Source organism: Brucella sp. H1_1004 (assembly GCF_047308065.1).
Taxonomy (GTDB): domain Bacteria; phylum Pseudomonadota; class Alphaproteobacteria; order Rhizobiales; family Rhizobiaceae; genus Brucella; species Brucella pseudogrignonensis_B.
In genome coordinates this window covers 1,106,828-1,120,267 of sequence record NZ_JAYKZA010000002.1, presented here as the reverse complement: position 1 = coordinate 1,120,267, position 13,440 = coordinate 1,106,828, and the positions used below count along the sequence as shown (strand labels likewise).

Genomic DNA, 13,440 nt, shown 5'->3' with positions numbered 1-13,440 from the left:
TCACATCCTCCGTGCGCCACGGCGCACAGCACCGGCGAGCATGGTGGAAAGCTGAGCTTCTGACTTTCGGAAGGAGGATGCGTCAGGCGATGTCATGTTGAAAACGACCTGAACAGGCTTTGCCCCACTGCCGCCCGTCGCTACACCCAGCCTGCCATCGGCACCCCGCGCCAGCGGCAGAATTGCCTCTGCACCAGCTTCACCTGTCAGGCCCAGCGAACCATTACCCATGCCAAAATAAGTCGGGCTTGAAACCACGCCACCTTTTGCGAACGGCATGATGCCCCGGATGCCGCCCATTACGCTCGTCATTAGCGAGGAACCAAGATTTTGCAGTGGTTGAAGTCCTGCGGAAAGCGCTGAACCTGCCAGACTGCTCGCAAGTCCGCGCAGCACATCGTCAAGCCCTTTGCCGGAAACAATTGCACTTTTCAGTGCTGTTGTCAGGCTTGCGCCGAAGCTTGACGACCGCTTTTCAAGATCGGTCAGCGCGCGATCAAAAGCACTCGTGTCCGCCTCGACGGAAACGCTTACAGTTTCATCTGTCATATTAAATCACCTGTCGGGAAAGGCGTGCATCAGCGCGTCGAGTGTCGCGCGCGAAGGAGCATTCATGCTCTGCGAAACAGGCCCAAGAACGGCGCCGAGTTCGCGTGGGGTCATGGCCCAGAAGTCTTTTGAAGAAAGCCGCAGCAAACCAAAACCCGCGCGCATCACCTCTTCCCACGGAAAAGGCTGACGTGAAGGATATGATTCAACTGCGGCACTTAAGGGTTTGAAGAAGAATCGCTTTCTGCGGTTCCAAAGGTTGCTGTCAAAAGCGCTGAAACAATGCGCGCATAGCCGCTTGCGCCACCATCGGTCCGCATTTCAGCCACGTCTTCAAGCGGCACATCGTGTCCGCCACCGTGCAGGCCCGCACAGATAATGCGTTGCATATCAAAGGCCGAGAGCTTACCGCTGGAGAAGCGAGCTATCAGGTCGGAAAGGTTATCTGCCTCAAAAGCAGACTCAAGCTGTGCCAGCGCACCCAGCGTCAGGCAGAGAGTCCAGTCGCGACCATCAAGTTTTGCCGCAACCTCGCCGCGATGGCGATTGACCATCATAGCGCTTCTCCGAAAGCAATCAGCCCCGCGGATTCAAGTGCGATTTCAAATGTGACTTCCGCGTCGTGGTTGCCGCCATATTCCAGAGCAACGATCTGAAACGCTCCGGTGATCGTTCCAAAATCCGGCAAAATGATCTGCCATTCCCGAATTTCGCCGTTGAAAAAGACGCTACGGATAAGAGCATCCGACACTGCATCCTTAAATATACCAGATCCGCTAACCGAAGCGCGTTGAACGCCACTTCCTGCCAGCAATTGCCGCCAGCGACCGGCGGCATCCGCGTCAGTCACATCGACGGTTTCGGCATTGAAAGCAATGCGTTTGGTGCGCAGGCCTGCACAGGTTTCAAACTGGTCTGTGCCATGCGCGATTTTCAGCAAGATATCCTTGCCGCGTTGAGCTGTCATGTTTTGCTCCTGGCTCTATCTTTTTGTTTTACGCACATCTTATCGGAAAACCGGTTCCCACTTTTCGGGATGTGCTCTAGTTTGCCGGTTCGGTCACGGCGCGATAGCGCATCGTGCCCAGATAGCTGCCAAACCCGTCTGTGTTGCGGGCTAAAACCTCGGTCAGCATAAGATTGACGACGCGATGGCCATCGAGATCGAGCGGTTCTTCGTCGAGACGGGTGGCGATGCGTCCGGCAATGTCGAGCACACGTTTGCGCCCGGCTTCGCGAGCCCATATTTGAATATTCAGGAAGTGCTCGCCTCCGCGTTCGCTGGCCGTGTTCCAGTCCTTCGTCAAAGTCTCACCGAGAGTGACGTAAGGATAGGGAGTTTTAAATGGCACATGATCATAAACATGCTCGCCACCAAGCGTTTCAATGAGTTCTTCATCATTCTTCAAGGCGTCATAAAGTGCTTTCTGCAATGCTGCCGCGCCATTTTTCATTTTGATCCCCGCTTGAATCATTGACCTCACTCCGGGCGCCAGTGCGCCCGATTGCAATATTTTCCTGCTGCGTAAGCTGCTTAAAACGCAACGCGCGGATGAGACCCTCGAAGGTCAATTTCATGGTGATATTCAACGTCCAACCTCGACTGCTAAGCAAGTCAGGTACCGTTTGCTTTCATCAGGGTCGTAAACCGTGCGCAAAGTGAAGATGCGCTCTCCCTTCCGAAATCGCTTATCAGAAGTGATGTCACCTCGGTAACGCACATAAATTCGGTGCGTTAACTCCGGAAATGGGCGAACTTGCCCTCTTGGCGTACTCGATATGGGTTCTAATTTGCCCCAGACAATTGCAACCTCAGACCAAGTTTCTTTGTATCCACCCATACCATCAGCAACAGGCTGCATAGTTTCCAAAGCCAGTTCTGTTTTGAACTGACTGGGATCAATCAATAAAATTTTATTCACAGAGAGATATTCCTCCAGCTGTCAACCATCTGGCCGACCAATGCGGGCAATCCTGCACTAGCGTCATTGAGCGCTGCCCGGTTCTCATAGAGATGTGCTGTCAAAGTAAGTATGGCTTGCTTGAGTGCATCTGGCACTTCCACGCCGGTTTCACCAAAGCCTGCGATAAAGTCGACCTCAAGACCACAGAAGGTCTGCGCATCAGGATATTGCGCCATATAAACACGCTGCGGACGACGGCCATGCTGAAGCATGAATTCTTCGGGTTCCATGCTGATTGCAGTGCCATCGGGACGATATGCGACAACGGATGCGACCGCTTTGACCGGGTACTTGAACAGCGCCAGACGACCTGAACGCGGCCAACGATCCACACGCAGACGCCATGTCTGATCAATAAGCGCAAGCCCTATATCTGCCTCGACCATCTCGCGCGCCGTTTTGATGATACGGCGCAGAATCTCGTCTTCGCTTTCGGTTGAAACTCGTAAAAACGCGCGTGCGTCTGCAATCGTCACCGGCTCCAGCGCCGGCGGCGTGACAAGAAACATTGTCATGTACTTTCCCCTTAAATAACTCTCAAATCAGATAGTTACGCATGGCATCCCAGAAAGAGATTCAACGCGTTCGCAAATGGAATCTAGCTGCCAAAACCGGCAGGTAGATCGTTGAAAACATCAGGCTGAGAATTTCAGAAGTTTGATGGCATCAAAGTCCTGCACACCGCCGCCCACGCGTTTGGTGGTGTAGAAAAGCACATATGGCTTTGCAGAATACGGGTCGCGCAACACGCGCACGCCGATGCGATCCACGACCAGATAGCCGCGTTCAAAGTCACCAAAGGCAATCGGCGTTCCATCTGCTTCAATATCCGGCATGTGTTCGGCCTCGACAAGACCAAAACCCATCAGCGATGCCTTCTCCCCAACAGCCGCAGGTGGCTGCCAAAGATAATTGCCGTCGGCATCTTTGAGCTTGCGCAACACGCTCTGCGTCTTGCGGTTCATCACGAAATTTGCGTTCTGGCGATAGCCAGCTTTCAGCGCATAGATGAGTTCAATCAGCTTGTCAGATGGATCGGAAGCAGGCAATGCGCCATCAACACCAGTGGCTATGTGGCCGATCTTGCCCCACTCCCAGCTTGCATCGTCAACGGTGCTGTAGCTCAGGAAACCCATCGGCTTGTTCAGGCCATTGCCGGTGATGAAGGCAGCCCCTTCCTGCTCGGCAAAGGCTGCTTCCACTTCCTCGGCAATCCACTGTTCAACGTTAACAGCTGCATCGTCGAGGAGTGAAGCTGTTGCTGCTGGCATGGCGTAGATTTCCATCGTCGGGAACTGGAGTTCCGCAAGCTTGGCCGATGCGGTCTGCGGACGCGCATCGGTTTCACCGACCCAGCCCGTTGCCGGGCCGCTAACCGAAAACGGCTTTTTCAGCACCGCACCAGAAACCTGACGCACACTGGAAATACCACGGATCGGCGAAAGCACGGCCAAACGGCGACCGATTTCGGTTTCAAGTTCAGCTGGAACCAGATAGCCACCATCAGGGCCGGAAGCGTAGGAATGTGCCTTCTGCTCAACACCGCGCAGCGCCTGTTCGTCGCCACGGCGAACATAGCCGTCAAAAGCCTGCTTGTGTTCAACGTCAATGACAGGGTTGCCTTTGCCAAGCTGCGGACGCGCACTCTTCAGAACATACTGATCTAGCGCCTGCTTCTGTTCGTCGAGCGCACGGTTGATGCGATCAACCTTGTCGCGGAGCAGCACATCGACATCCGCGCTTTTTTCGACCTTTTTCAAACGCTCGTCGTTGGCATCACGGAACGCGGAGAAGGCAGTCATAAATTCATCAAAAGCTTCCGACACATCACCGTTGTTACCAAGCGCCTTCGTTTCCACGCTCTTGGTTTCGAGCGGGATTGCATGATTTTTTTCCATTTTTGGTCCTGACTAATTAAGAGACATCATCTTGCAGGCCGCGCGCATACGCTGCGCTAGTCCTGCTTCAATTGCCCGGAAAGCGTCCCGCCCGTCCTGGCCCTGTAAGGCTGCAAGTGCTGAATAGCCTTTGGCTATAACCAGACGTGCAGCAGAACGGCTGAGCCCCGCATCCCGCGTGAGCCAGCGTTCAAACTCTCTGACTGTCGGCAAATCCGCCTTGAGATTATTGATCCGCGCCTGTGGCAGCATCGGAAATGTGACCACCGAGATTTCCCAGAGGTCCGCTTCCGTTATGTGTCTAAGGCCGCTTCGCGCGTCCTTCCGCGCTTTGACTGTGCGAAAGCCGATCGACAAGCCATCCAGTCCGCCAGCGCGCATGAGTTCCAGCGCTTCGCGGGCGCGTGCCACACCTTTGGCAAGTCTGCCCTCGACATAAAGCCCGCGTGTATCCTCGCGAATATCGGTCCAGACACCAATCGGTTCAGCCGCATCGTGCTGCCAGAGCATGCGCACTCCAGACGACTTTCGCGATATCAGCGATTTCGCAAAAGCGCCTTTCTCGATAACGTCATTACCGAGGTCAGGGAGACCAAAAATGCTCGCATAACCTGAAAAACTGCCGTCGATTTCAACATCTTCAAGTGCCAGTGATGCGCGCTTGGTTTCAAGCTTGGTCATTCCGGCTCCTTTGCGAAAATGGGAGACCAGGAAGCGGTGCGTGTTTTATGCGTTCAGCAAAACGCTTGAGAATGCCAAGCACCGACCAAGCGGCAAGACTTGCGGCGGTTGCGCCCATCAGCATTACTTCGGCGCGCCCCAGCAACTGTTCCAAAGACAATGCTTCGGTAATTTTCACACCTGCTGCACCGCCAAAAACCATTCCGCAGATAATGCCGACTGCAAAGCGAATGCCTGCCTCGCGCTTACCATTTGGCAGCATGTAAGCAAGCGACACGGCAGAACCCGCAACGGCCCCTGCAATCTTTGCAAACCAAACCAGCGTCGCATCAGATGTCATCACGGTTTCACTCAGATTACTCATGGCGCCCTCCTTTCTGCACGCGGCTGATAACCAACCGCATCGCGTTTTTCGTCATCACTCAGGAACGAGGCTTCCGAGACGCGCCGCCACAGAGATTCACGTTCCTGCGACAGGCCTTCAATGCGATCCGTGTCATGCTCAAGCCGCAGATCGCCTCCGAAAATGGGTCCCAGCCAACAACCAAAAGCCTTGGCCGTACGGTTAATCAGCGGCAGTACTGTCAGGCGGTAGAAGGCACGATTGGCCTCGGCATAATTGGAATAGGTATTATCGCCCGGAATGCCGAGCAGCATCGGCGGCACACCGAAGGCCAAAGCGATGTCGCGAGCAGCACCATTCTTCGCCTCTATGAAATCCATATCCTGTGGGCTATAACCCATCGCTTTCCAGTCCAGCCCACCTTCAAGCAACAGCGGACGTCCAGCACCGGAAGCCCCCGTGTAGCCTTCCTCAAGCTCGGTTTTCAGCCGATCAAACTGCTCTTCGGTCAGGTTACCGCCGTCTTTCGGCGCATAGACCAGCGCACCGGAAGGCCGCGCAGAATTATCAAGCAAAGCCTTGTTCCAGGCACCTGCTGCGTTGTGCAGATCGAGTGCCATCAACGCTGCTTCAAGCGGAGGAAAACCATAATGGTCATCCAGCGGATGAAACAGTTTGAGATGCAAGCCAGCGGATGCCGCCCCCGCAAGCGACACAACACGGCTCGTATTGGCTGAGCGATACACCAGCGATTGCGGCCAGCCGTCACTGGATGTTTCAAGTGTCACCCGTTCGGGCCGTAGAAGATGCAACTCGCTGCGTCCGCTCGGAAGATCGACACGCTCCACATAAGCATTGCCCGAAATCAGCAAGTGTCCGTAAAGCCGTTCAAAGAAGCTGCTGCTATCCAACCCACCTTGCGGCTGCGCAATAAGATCGAGCAGCGGATGCGTTTCATGTTCTGTCGTGCCTTCATAAAGCAGCCATGGCACATTGCTGGCTGCTTCGGCGATCAGCCGCACACAGCGATGCGCCACCGGATTGCGCATAAAACCTTCGCGGGCAAGCGAGGTATAATCGCGCGCAATCCAAGATGGTCCACGCTCCATATGCAGGGCCACAAAACCTTGGGCGCTCTTTTTCTCGCGCCCCGCATCAGAATATGAGGGTGCGTTCGCGACGGCTTTACGCCACGGCCAGTTCCACGCCATATATCGGCTCTCCAATAATTGTAAAATTACCCGAAACGCCGGATACGCGGCTTTCGATCAGCACCAAGCATCAGTTCTGTCAGCGCCCAGACCATGGCATCAAGACGATCTGGCGACCTTCCACTCGAAAGGCCTTCAGGTGCGAAGTCGCACATCTCGTCTTCGAGTGCTGTAAAGCGACCAGCATGACGAACACGCCCCTGCTCATAAAGGGCGGCCACCGGCTCGGCGCGAAGCCATTTGCCCCGCGATGCACGCCGCATCAGAACCGGAACAGTGGCATCCTCTGCCGCAAGCACAGCAGCAACCATCTCGCCGCCTTGATTGACTTCGGCCAGCACCGCGTCAGCCTCATATTCATGATAAAGCGCAATTGCACGCCGCGCCCATTGATGCGGCTTAGCCATGCTCATGCTTTCATCCGCCAGCACATGCGAAATGCCATTTTCGTCGATACCAGCAACACTAATCCCACAGGCATCGGACGATTTTCCCGATGAAGCAGGTGGATCAATCGCAACCAATATACGGATCAACTCAGGAGCAGACTGTTCAAAACATTGCTCAATCCGCTCACGTGACCACAAGGCTCCGGCGCGTTCTTCAATTAATTCGCCGTCGAGTTCCTGTCGTCCGAGCCGCGTACCCGCATAACGCTGATTGATCGTTTCAATAAAACCACTCGCAAGATGCTCGGCATTCTCTGATGTTCGCATATGCGTCATCGCAACCGAATTGTCGGTCATCAATGATTTCAGCAATGGAACCGCGCGCGGTGTTGTCGTCACCACCTGACGCGGAAATCGCCCCAATCGCAGACCAAACTGCAACATATCCCATGTGGCTTGCGGATTTTTCCACTTCGCCAGTTCGTCACACCATGCGGCATCAAACTGCGGACCACGCAAACCGTCTGGGTCTTCCGACGTGTAAAGTGACGCCACTGCGCCATTCTCCCAAAGAAGCCTGCGCCGTGTCGCCTCATAACGTGGACGCGACAATCGCGAGACCGACAATATGCCAGAAGGCCCATCCACCATGACCTCACGGGCATCGGCAAACGTTTCGCCCACCAGTGCAATATGCCCGCAATGTTGCGAAGAAAAAGGTGCAAGCCCAAGTGCCATTCCCGATACCCACTCAGCGCCCGCCCGCGTCTTCCCCGATCCGCGACCACCCAGAATAAGCCATGTGCGCCAGTCGCCAGACGGTGGCAGTTGCGCATCACGCGCCTTGAGCAGCCATTCTCTGTCCACTGCTATTATCTGATTTGGCGTCAGGTCCGCGCTCCAAGATTTCCCACGCGCGAATTTCTGCAAGTTCGTCGATTCTCCGGTCTACGCGTATCAGCGTTTCTTTGACATCGTCGAGGCAGACAAAGGATGCCTCGGAGTTGACCTCGGATGTTTCCGCTTCAGTTGCTAGCTCGCCAACGGTTTTCACGGCCTTAGCCAGTGCCATCAAAGCTTCCGCCTTGCCCTTGTCAGGCAATTCTTCGGCATCAATCAACTTGTTCAGTTCAGCTTGCAATCTTTGCAGAGCACTCTCGGTTACTGAAGGCTTGATAAGGGCATTCTCATCAAGACCAACTCCGTTTAACCAATGAAGATACTGTTTTTCCGAGCAGCCCATCAACTGCACGATTTCCGCCTTGGTGATGTCGTGTTTCATTTGCAGGCGAAAAGCCAGCCTGATTTGCGCCTGACGGCGCTCGTCTATTTTTCGCGTTTTCAAGCGCATATCCGCTCAATTCACCCTCTTTCATGCAAAACCCCGAAAGCGCTCGGCTTCCGGGGTTTTGAAATTTGATAAAAGCCGGGGGTATCGAAGCCTTTATCAGCATCAGTCACACTTTTCTGACTGTATCTAATTACTAGCAAAGCACCGTTACGCCGTCAAGGACTATTTTCCTATTTATGATTTTTTTCTTGTTCGACTTTCTGCAATTCGTTTACGAATTAACATGAGTTATGGCTTTATTATCTGATATGGTTCGATGGCAGGTTCTGCTCATCTCGCAACTTTTACGATTAAAAAGTAGAGTTCATGCGTAACAAGACTGATGAAGATTCTGAAAATACAGGGCGCAAGCCCTTCAGGGTTTCGCGCCTTATCGGCCTTGACGCATGGATCGATTCCGGCCTTTACAATCTTAGCTTTCATACACGCGAATGGTGGGAAAACATCACAATTCTCTCACGGAAATTCCGCGTTCGTGGCTTCCGGCGTTTTGTTGTCGAAATTCTGGATGAAGGCTTTACGCTGGGCGTTATTGGCTCGGTTCTGATGCTTGCTCTGGCATTACCAGCCTTTGAAGAAACCAAAAAAGACTGGCGTGCGCAGGACGATTATGCCGTCACATTTCTTGATCGCTATGGCAATGAACTGGGACAGCGCGGCATCCTGCACCGGCAGGCAGTCCCAATCGATGAATTGCCAGATCATGTTATTAAAGCCGTTCTTGGCACCGAAGATCGCCGCTTCTTTGATCATTATGGTATCGATTTTTGGGGGCTTAGCCGAGCATTGAGCCAAAACCTTCGCGCCAATGGCGTGGTTCAGGGCGGCTCGACGTTGACCCAGCAGCTTGCGAAGAACCTGTTTCTTTCCAATGAACGAACCATTGAGCGAAAGATCAAAGAAGCATTTCTGGCAATCTGGCTTGAAAACAATCTGAGCAAGAAAGAAATACTCCAGCTCTATCTTGATCGCGCCTATATGGGCGGCGGCACATTCGGGATTGCTGCAGCATCGGAATTTTATTTCGGCAAAAACGTTAAGGACGTCTCGCTGGCAGAGGCCGCTATGCTTGCGGGTCTGTTCAAAGCGCCTGCCAAATTTGCCCCGCATGTCAATCTGCCAGCAGCACGCGCCCGTGCCAATGTTGTGCTTTCAAACATGGTTGAAAGCGGCTTCATGAGCGATGGACAGGTTGCGGTTGCGCGACGCAATCCAGCCAGCATCATTGATCGCGCCAAAAATGAAAGCCCTGACTATTTCCTCGACTTCGCTTTTGATGAAGTTAAGAAAGTTGCGGGTCACCTCCCCTATCATACACTTACAGTTCGCACGACCCTGGATCGCAATCTGCAAAAGGCCGCCGAAGATTCGCTGGAGTTCTACCTTCGTCAGAACGGAAAAGAATACAATGTCTCTGAAGCTGCGACAGTCGTGATCGCCAATGATGGTTCAGTACGCGCCCTTGTGGGTGGCCGCGATTATGGTGAAAGCCAGTTCAACCGCGCAACCAAAGCTCTGCGTCAGGCTGGGTCATCTTTCAAGCCTTATGTCTATGCAGCTGCTATGGAAAAGGGACTGACGCCCAATACCATTGTTTCCGATGCACCCGTCAGCTGGGGGAACTGGGCACCTCGCAATTATGGTCGCAGCTTTGCCGGTCGCGTCGATCTGACGACAGCACTTGTAAGATCACTCAACTCAGTTCCAGTTCGTCTTGCCAAGGATCATCTGACAACCGCACCCATTGTTGCGCTCGCGAAAGCTATGGGTGTGGAATCAAACATTTCCTCACATAAAACCATGGTACTCGGCACCTCTGAAATGACCGTGATGGATCAGGCGACCGGCTTTAACGTGTTTCCCAATGGCGGGATGGCTGGCAATCGCCATGCTTTCACCCAGATTGTTTCGTCCGAAGGCAAAGTCTTGTGGGACTATTCACGCGATGCACCAAAGCCGCACCGGGCATTGTCTGAAAAAGCAGCCTTCGAGATGAATTCGATGCTGGTGCAAGTGCCGGAACGCGGCACAGCGCGTCGCGCGGCATTGCCGATGACACGCGTTGGCGGCAAAACCGGCACAACACAGAACTATCGTGACGCATGGTTTGTTGGCTTTACCGGGAATTTCACGGCAGCTGTCTGGTTTGGCAACGATAATTTCACACCGATGAAGGAACTAACCGGCGGCGTTCTCCCTGCAATGGCGTGGCAGCGGATGATGAATTATGCTCATCAGAACATCGAATTAAAGCCGATCCCCGGTATCACGCCCGCCTTCCCGGCGCCTGCCAAATCAACCGAACCGAAAGTGGCGGCAACAGACAAGCCAGAAGAAGCCATGTCGGCCGCTCCACGCGTGCTGTCGCCCTTCGCGACCAAAACACTTAAAGAGCTGAGCGACGCTTTGCGCAATGCACCGCCGGTTCCAGCTCTTGCAGTGCGCAATAAAGTATCGGTATTCTGAGATCAGAATGCTGAAAACAATCCTCAAAGTCATTACGGTACTCGTTATTGCGCTTGGTGGCGGCATATGTGCAACCGATTATGCGCTGGAACATTTCGATGGCTTCGGTGAGTTGCAGCTCGGCGCATGGAATGCTTATCCAGCCGCTGGAACCACAGAGGCAGACCCTTATTCGAAAGCCCGTGCAGCGCGCAAAGCCTATCTCGCGCTCGGCACCGCCGAAGGCCTCCCCTTTTATGCGCGCCGGGATAGCAATGGGCGCGAATTGCGACGGGGATGCAGCTATAGCTTGAGCGGTTTCACTCCTTCTGCACGGTTCTGGACACTTTATCCCGCCAATACCGATCTTGAACCGATAAAACCACGCGCGGGTTTGCAACCAGCCTTGTACTCGCGCGAGGTGCTGTATGAACACGACGGCAGCGTGAAAATTACCATCAGCCCCGACGCCAGCCCTGATAACTGGTTACCCGTGGAAGACGCAGGCAATTTTGTGTTGGTCATGACACTCTATGATACGCCCGCCGCCAGTTCTTCCGGTCTGGTTGATCTTATTATGCCGCGCATCACGCCCCTAGCGAACACGGAGGCGTGCCGTGACTAAAGTCCTGCGCCTGCTTCTTCTTGGTGTGGTTGGTGCGGCGATTGTGCATATCGCCGTCTTGCTGCTGGTGCCCTTTTATTCGAGCAAAAACGCATGGTCACATCTCGAAACGCTCGGTGACGCCTATCGCTTCCATGTGCTCTCCGATACATCCGGCCTTGTGAGTGACCAGGATCCACTCATGCGGCAGGCTGGGTGCCGGTTCGATTTGACGGATGGCCCTGTGCATATCACGACGAAAGGTAACCTGCCCTTCTGGTCGCTCTCCATTTATGCACCAAATGGCGACAATCTTTACAGTTTGAATGATAGTGTCGCCGGTGACCGACAGCTCGATCTGATTATTGCTGATTCAATCGGTATTGCTGCGCTGCGCTCAGAAGGCATTCAGAATGATGGTCGGTCGATCATTATCGAACAGGATATTAGCGAAGGTGCAGTTGTTCTACGCAGCTTCGTTCCTGATGAAAGTTGGAGCCAGCAGCTGCAAAGTTTCTTCAATCAAGCGCGTTGTTCAACTTATGAGGCAAGTTAACTGTCTCAAAACAGATGCTTTCTCGCGCACGGTTAATGAGTTGCTAAGGCTTCATAATTATTATCCATGACGCCGACATGCGGCAGGCCGCGTTCATAGTTTTTGCCTACCGGAGTACCCTGCGTGACAAACGATCAGTTCCGCGTTCTGGAAGAGATTTCAGGCAATCGGAACCAGTCAAATTCGAGAGCTGAGGGCAGCAAAGCGGACGACCTTCTGGTCGCTGCAATAGCTGCGTTTGCCTCTTTGACGCGCCCCGGCAGACAAGACGCCCATCAGCTTGAAGATCTCGCATTCCCGCTTCTTGATCGCGCCACTTTGCGTGGCAAACGACAAGCAGCCAATGCGATTGCACAAATCGAAGATGCGCCGCGTCGTCTGGTCCTCGCTCTGGCTAATGAGCCTGTTGAAATATCTGCGCCGGTTTTACTACGCTCGGCAGCTTTAAGGCCTCAAGACCTTCTCGATATTATCAGCAAAAATGGACTTGCGCATGCCCGTGCCATCGCACGCAGGCAGTCGGGCGACCCTCTGCTCAAAGGTGTGTTGCGCAGCTTCAATGATGCCGTGATCGACCGTCTGCTTGCTTTACAAGAGAAGCTTGCCGGCATTGAAACAGGGAAGTCGGTCAGCTTTTCGGATGTCAATGAGGATGAACGCGCGGGCGAAGAAGCACCACAAGTCTCTTTTTTCAATCCCGGCGCGCTTGCGACACCGGAACACCTGATTGATACAGCGCTACTGATTGATGATCAGATTTTCCGCACTGCTCTCGCTGATTCGCTGGATGTGTCTTTTGATCGTGCCGATCGCATCATAGGAAAATGGCCGGACTCACATCTGCCGATAGCATTGCGCGCGCTCGGCATGTCGGCATCCGAATGTTTCATGATTATGTCGGCAGTCCTCGGACCAGTTGCCGCTGATCGTGATGGCTTGCGCGAATTTATTCATATCTATCGTTCAATTGATCAGGAAAAAGCTGTCATGCTCGTCCGTCGCTGGAAAGCTGACGACATGTCAAAAGCATTGCGCAGCAAATTGCGCGAGATGGTTACAGCTGCGGATGTCGATTCTGCCTCTATTCGAAGCAGCCTATAAGTCGTCCAAAGCGACTGAGAAAAGATTGGTCGGATCGGCTACATCTTCCAACTCGATCAACCAGAGATCAGGATCAAAACGGGTTTCCCGCTCCATCCGCTCACTGACTTTAAGATCATCGACATCATGAAGAATGCGCAAAAACATGCGTTCACCATCGCTATCTTCTTCATAAGAAGTCTGCGGCGCGGGTGAATAAAGGTCGCAGGTGCCCAAGCGTGAGCTGACCTTGATGAAAATCGCTCCCGCTTCCTTAGAGCCGCGACGCGCCAAATAAGCAAAGCCGCCGTTCCCCTGCACTTTGCGGAGCAGTGCAGAAACCCAGAAATCCGATGTCAGGCGCATAGC

General features: G+C 53.6%; 18 protein-coding genes and 1 pseudogene. 4 read left to right on the top strand and 15 right to left on the bottom strand.

Annotated features, from left to right (window positions below):
- From U2P60_RS12645 to U2P60_RS12580, 14 genes and pseudogenes are all read right to left on the bottom strand, one after another.
- On the bottom strand, positions 1–549 hold the full coding sequence (locus U2P60_RS12645; RefSeq protein ID WP_413572897.1) for a phage tail tape measure protein: 549 nt from the start codon (positions 547–549) through the stop codon (positions 1–3).
- A 6-nt stretch (positions 550–555) separates the two neighbouring features.
- A pseudogene (locus U2P60_RS12640) lies at positions 556–723 on the bottom strand (rcc01693 family protein); the annotation flags it as partial.
- A 44-nt stretch (positions 724–767) separates the two neighbouring features.
- A complete protein-coding gene (locus tag U2P60_RS12635) occupies positions 768–1,106 on the bottom strand; it encodes a gene transfer agent family protein (RefSeq protein ID WP_313828188.1) in 339 nt (112 codons plus the stop codon).
- A complete protein-coding gene (locus tag U2P60_RS12630) occupies positions 1,103–1,516 on the bottom strand; it encodes a phage major tail protein, TP901-1 family (RefSeq protein ID WP_413572896.1) in 414 nt (137 codons plus the stop codon). The genes U2P60_RS12635 and U2P60_RS12630 overlap by 4 nt, the downstream gene beginning before the upstream one ends.
- A gap of 76 nt (positions 1,517–1,592) precedes the next feature.
- Complete coding sequence (locus tag U2P60_RS12625; protein WP_313828186.1) at positions 1,593–2,003, bottom strand: DUF3168 domain-containing protein; 411 nt, start codon at positions 2,001–2,003, stop codon at positions 1,593–1,595.
- Positions 1,963–2,139 (bottom strand): hypothetical protein, encoded by a 177-nt coding sequence (locus U2P60_RS12620; RefSeq protein ID WP_413572895.1) that lies wholly within the window; start codon positions 2,137–2,139, stop codon positions 1,963–1,965. The genes U2P60_RS12625 and U2P60_RS12620 overlap by 41 nt, the downstream gene beginning before the upstream one ends.
- Positions 2,136–2,471: a phage head closure protein gene (locus U2P60_RS12615; RefSeq protein ID WP_313828183.1), complete on the bottom strand. Its 336-nt coding sequence runs from the start codon at positions 2,469–2,471 to the stop codon at positions 2,136–2,138. Before U2P60_RS12615 ends, U2P60_RS12620 begins: the two co-directional genes overlap by 4 nt.
- Complete coding sequence (locus tag U2P60_RS12610; RefSeq protein ID WP_413572894.1) at positions 2,468–3,028, bottom strand: head-tail connector protein; 561 nt, start codon at positions 3,026–3,028, stop codon at positions 2,468–2,470. The genes U2P60_RS12615 and U2P60_RS12610 overlap by 4 nt, the downstream gene beginning before the upstream one ends.
- 120 nt (positions 3,029–3,148) lie before the next feature.
- Positions 3,149–4,411, bottom strand: a complete 1,263-nt coding sequence (locus tag U2P60_RS12605; RefSeq protein WP_413572893.1) for a phage major capsid protein — start codon at positions 4,409–4,411, stop codon at positions 3,149–3,151.
- Positions 4,412–4,423: 12 nt separating this feature from the next.
- Positions 4,424–5,092: an HK97 family phage prohead protease gene (locus U2P60_RS12600; protein ID WP_413572892.1), complete on the bottom strand. Its 669-nt coding sequence runs from the start codon at positions 5,090–5,092 to the stop codon at positions 4,424–4,426.
- Entirely contained in the window at positions 5,079–5,456 is a 378-nt protein-coding gene (locus U2P60_RS12595) for a DUF6107 family protein (protein ID WP_413572891.1), read from the bottom strand. Before U2P60_RS12595 ends, U2P60_RS12600 begins: the two co-directional genes overlap by 14 nt.
- Positions 5,453–6,646 (bottom strand): phage portal protein, encoded by a 1,194-nt coding sequence (locus U2P60_RS12590; RefSeq protein WP_413572890.1) that lies wholly within the window; start codon positions 6,644–6,646, stop codon positions 5,453–5,455. Before U2P60_RS12590 ends, U2P60_RS12595 begins: the two co-directional genes overlap by 4 nt.
- 26 nt (positions 6,647–6,672) lie before the next feature.
- On the bottom strand, positions 6,673–7,908 hold the full coding sequence (locus U2P60_RS12585) for a DNA-packaging protein (protein WP_413573779.1): 1,236 nt from the start codon (positions 7,906–7,908) through the stop codon (positions 6,673–6,675).
- On the bottom strand, positions 7,871–8,317 hold the full coding sequence (locus U2P60_RS12580; protein ID WP_413572889.1) for a hypothetical protein: 447 nt from the start codon (positions 8,315–8,317) through the stop codon (positions 7,871–7,873). The genes U2P60_RS12585 and U2P60_RS12580 overlap by 38 nt, the downstream gene beginning before the upstream one ends.
- Positions 8,318–8,692: 375 nt before the next feature.
- On the opposite strand from U2P60_RS12580, the gene U2P60_RS12575 reads away from it, so the two are divergent.
- The 4 genes from U2P60_RS12575 (at position 8,693) to U2P60_RS12560 (ending at position 13,092) form a co-directional block, all read left to right on the top strand.
- Positions 8,693–10,852 carry a transglycosylase domain-containing protein gene (locus tag U2P60_RS12575; protein WP_413572888.1) on the top strand — a complete coding sequence of 720 codons (2,160 nt, stop codon included), beginning with the start codon at positions 8,693–8,695 and terminating at the stop codon, positions 10,850–10,852.
- A gap of 7 nt (positions 10,853–10,859) precedes the next feature.
- The gene (locus U2P60_RS12570) at positions 10,860–11,456 is read left to right on the top strand and encodes a DUF1214 domain-containing protein (RefSeq protein ID WP_413572887.1); all 597 of its coding nucleotides are present in this window, start codon (positions 10,860–10,862) and stop codon (positions 11,454–11,456) included.
- The gene (locus U2P60_RS12565) at positions 11,449–11,991 is read left to right on the top strand and encodes a hypothetical protein (RefSeq protein ID WP_413572886.1); all 543 of its coding nucleotides are present in this window, start codon (positions 11,449–11,451) and stop codon (positions 11,989–11,991) included. The genes U2P60_RS12570 and U2P60_RS12565 overlap by 8 nt, the downstream gene beginning before the upstream one ends.
- A gap of 123 nt (positions 11,992–12,114) precedes the next feature.
- Complete coding sequence (locus U2P60_RS12560; RefSeq protein WP_413572885.1) at positions 12,115–13,092, top strand: DUF2336 domain-containing protein; 978 nt, start codon at positions 12,115–12,117, stop codon at positions 13,090–13,092.
- Here the strand turns inward: U2P60_RS12560 and U2P60_RS12555 are convergent.
- Positions 13,087–13,437 carry a DUF1491 family protein gene (locus tag U2P60_RS12555; protein WP_413572884.1) on the bottom strand — a complete coding sequence of 117 codons (351 nt, stop codon included), beginning with the start codon at positions 13,435–13,437 and terminating at the stop codon, positions 13,087–13,089. The genes U2P60_RS12560 and U2P60_RS12555 overlap by 6 nt on opposite strands.
- Positions 13,438–13,440: the final 3 nt, after the last annotated feature.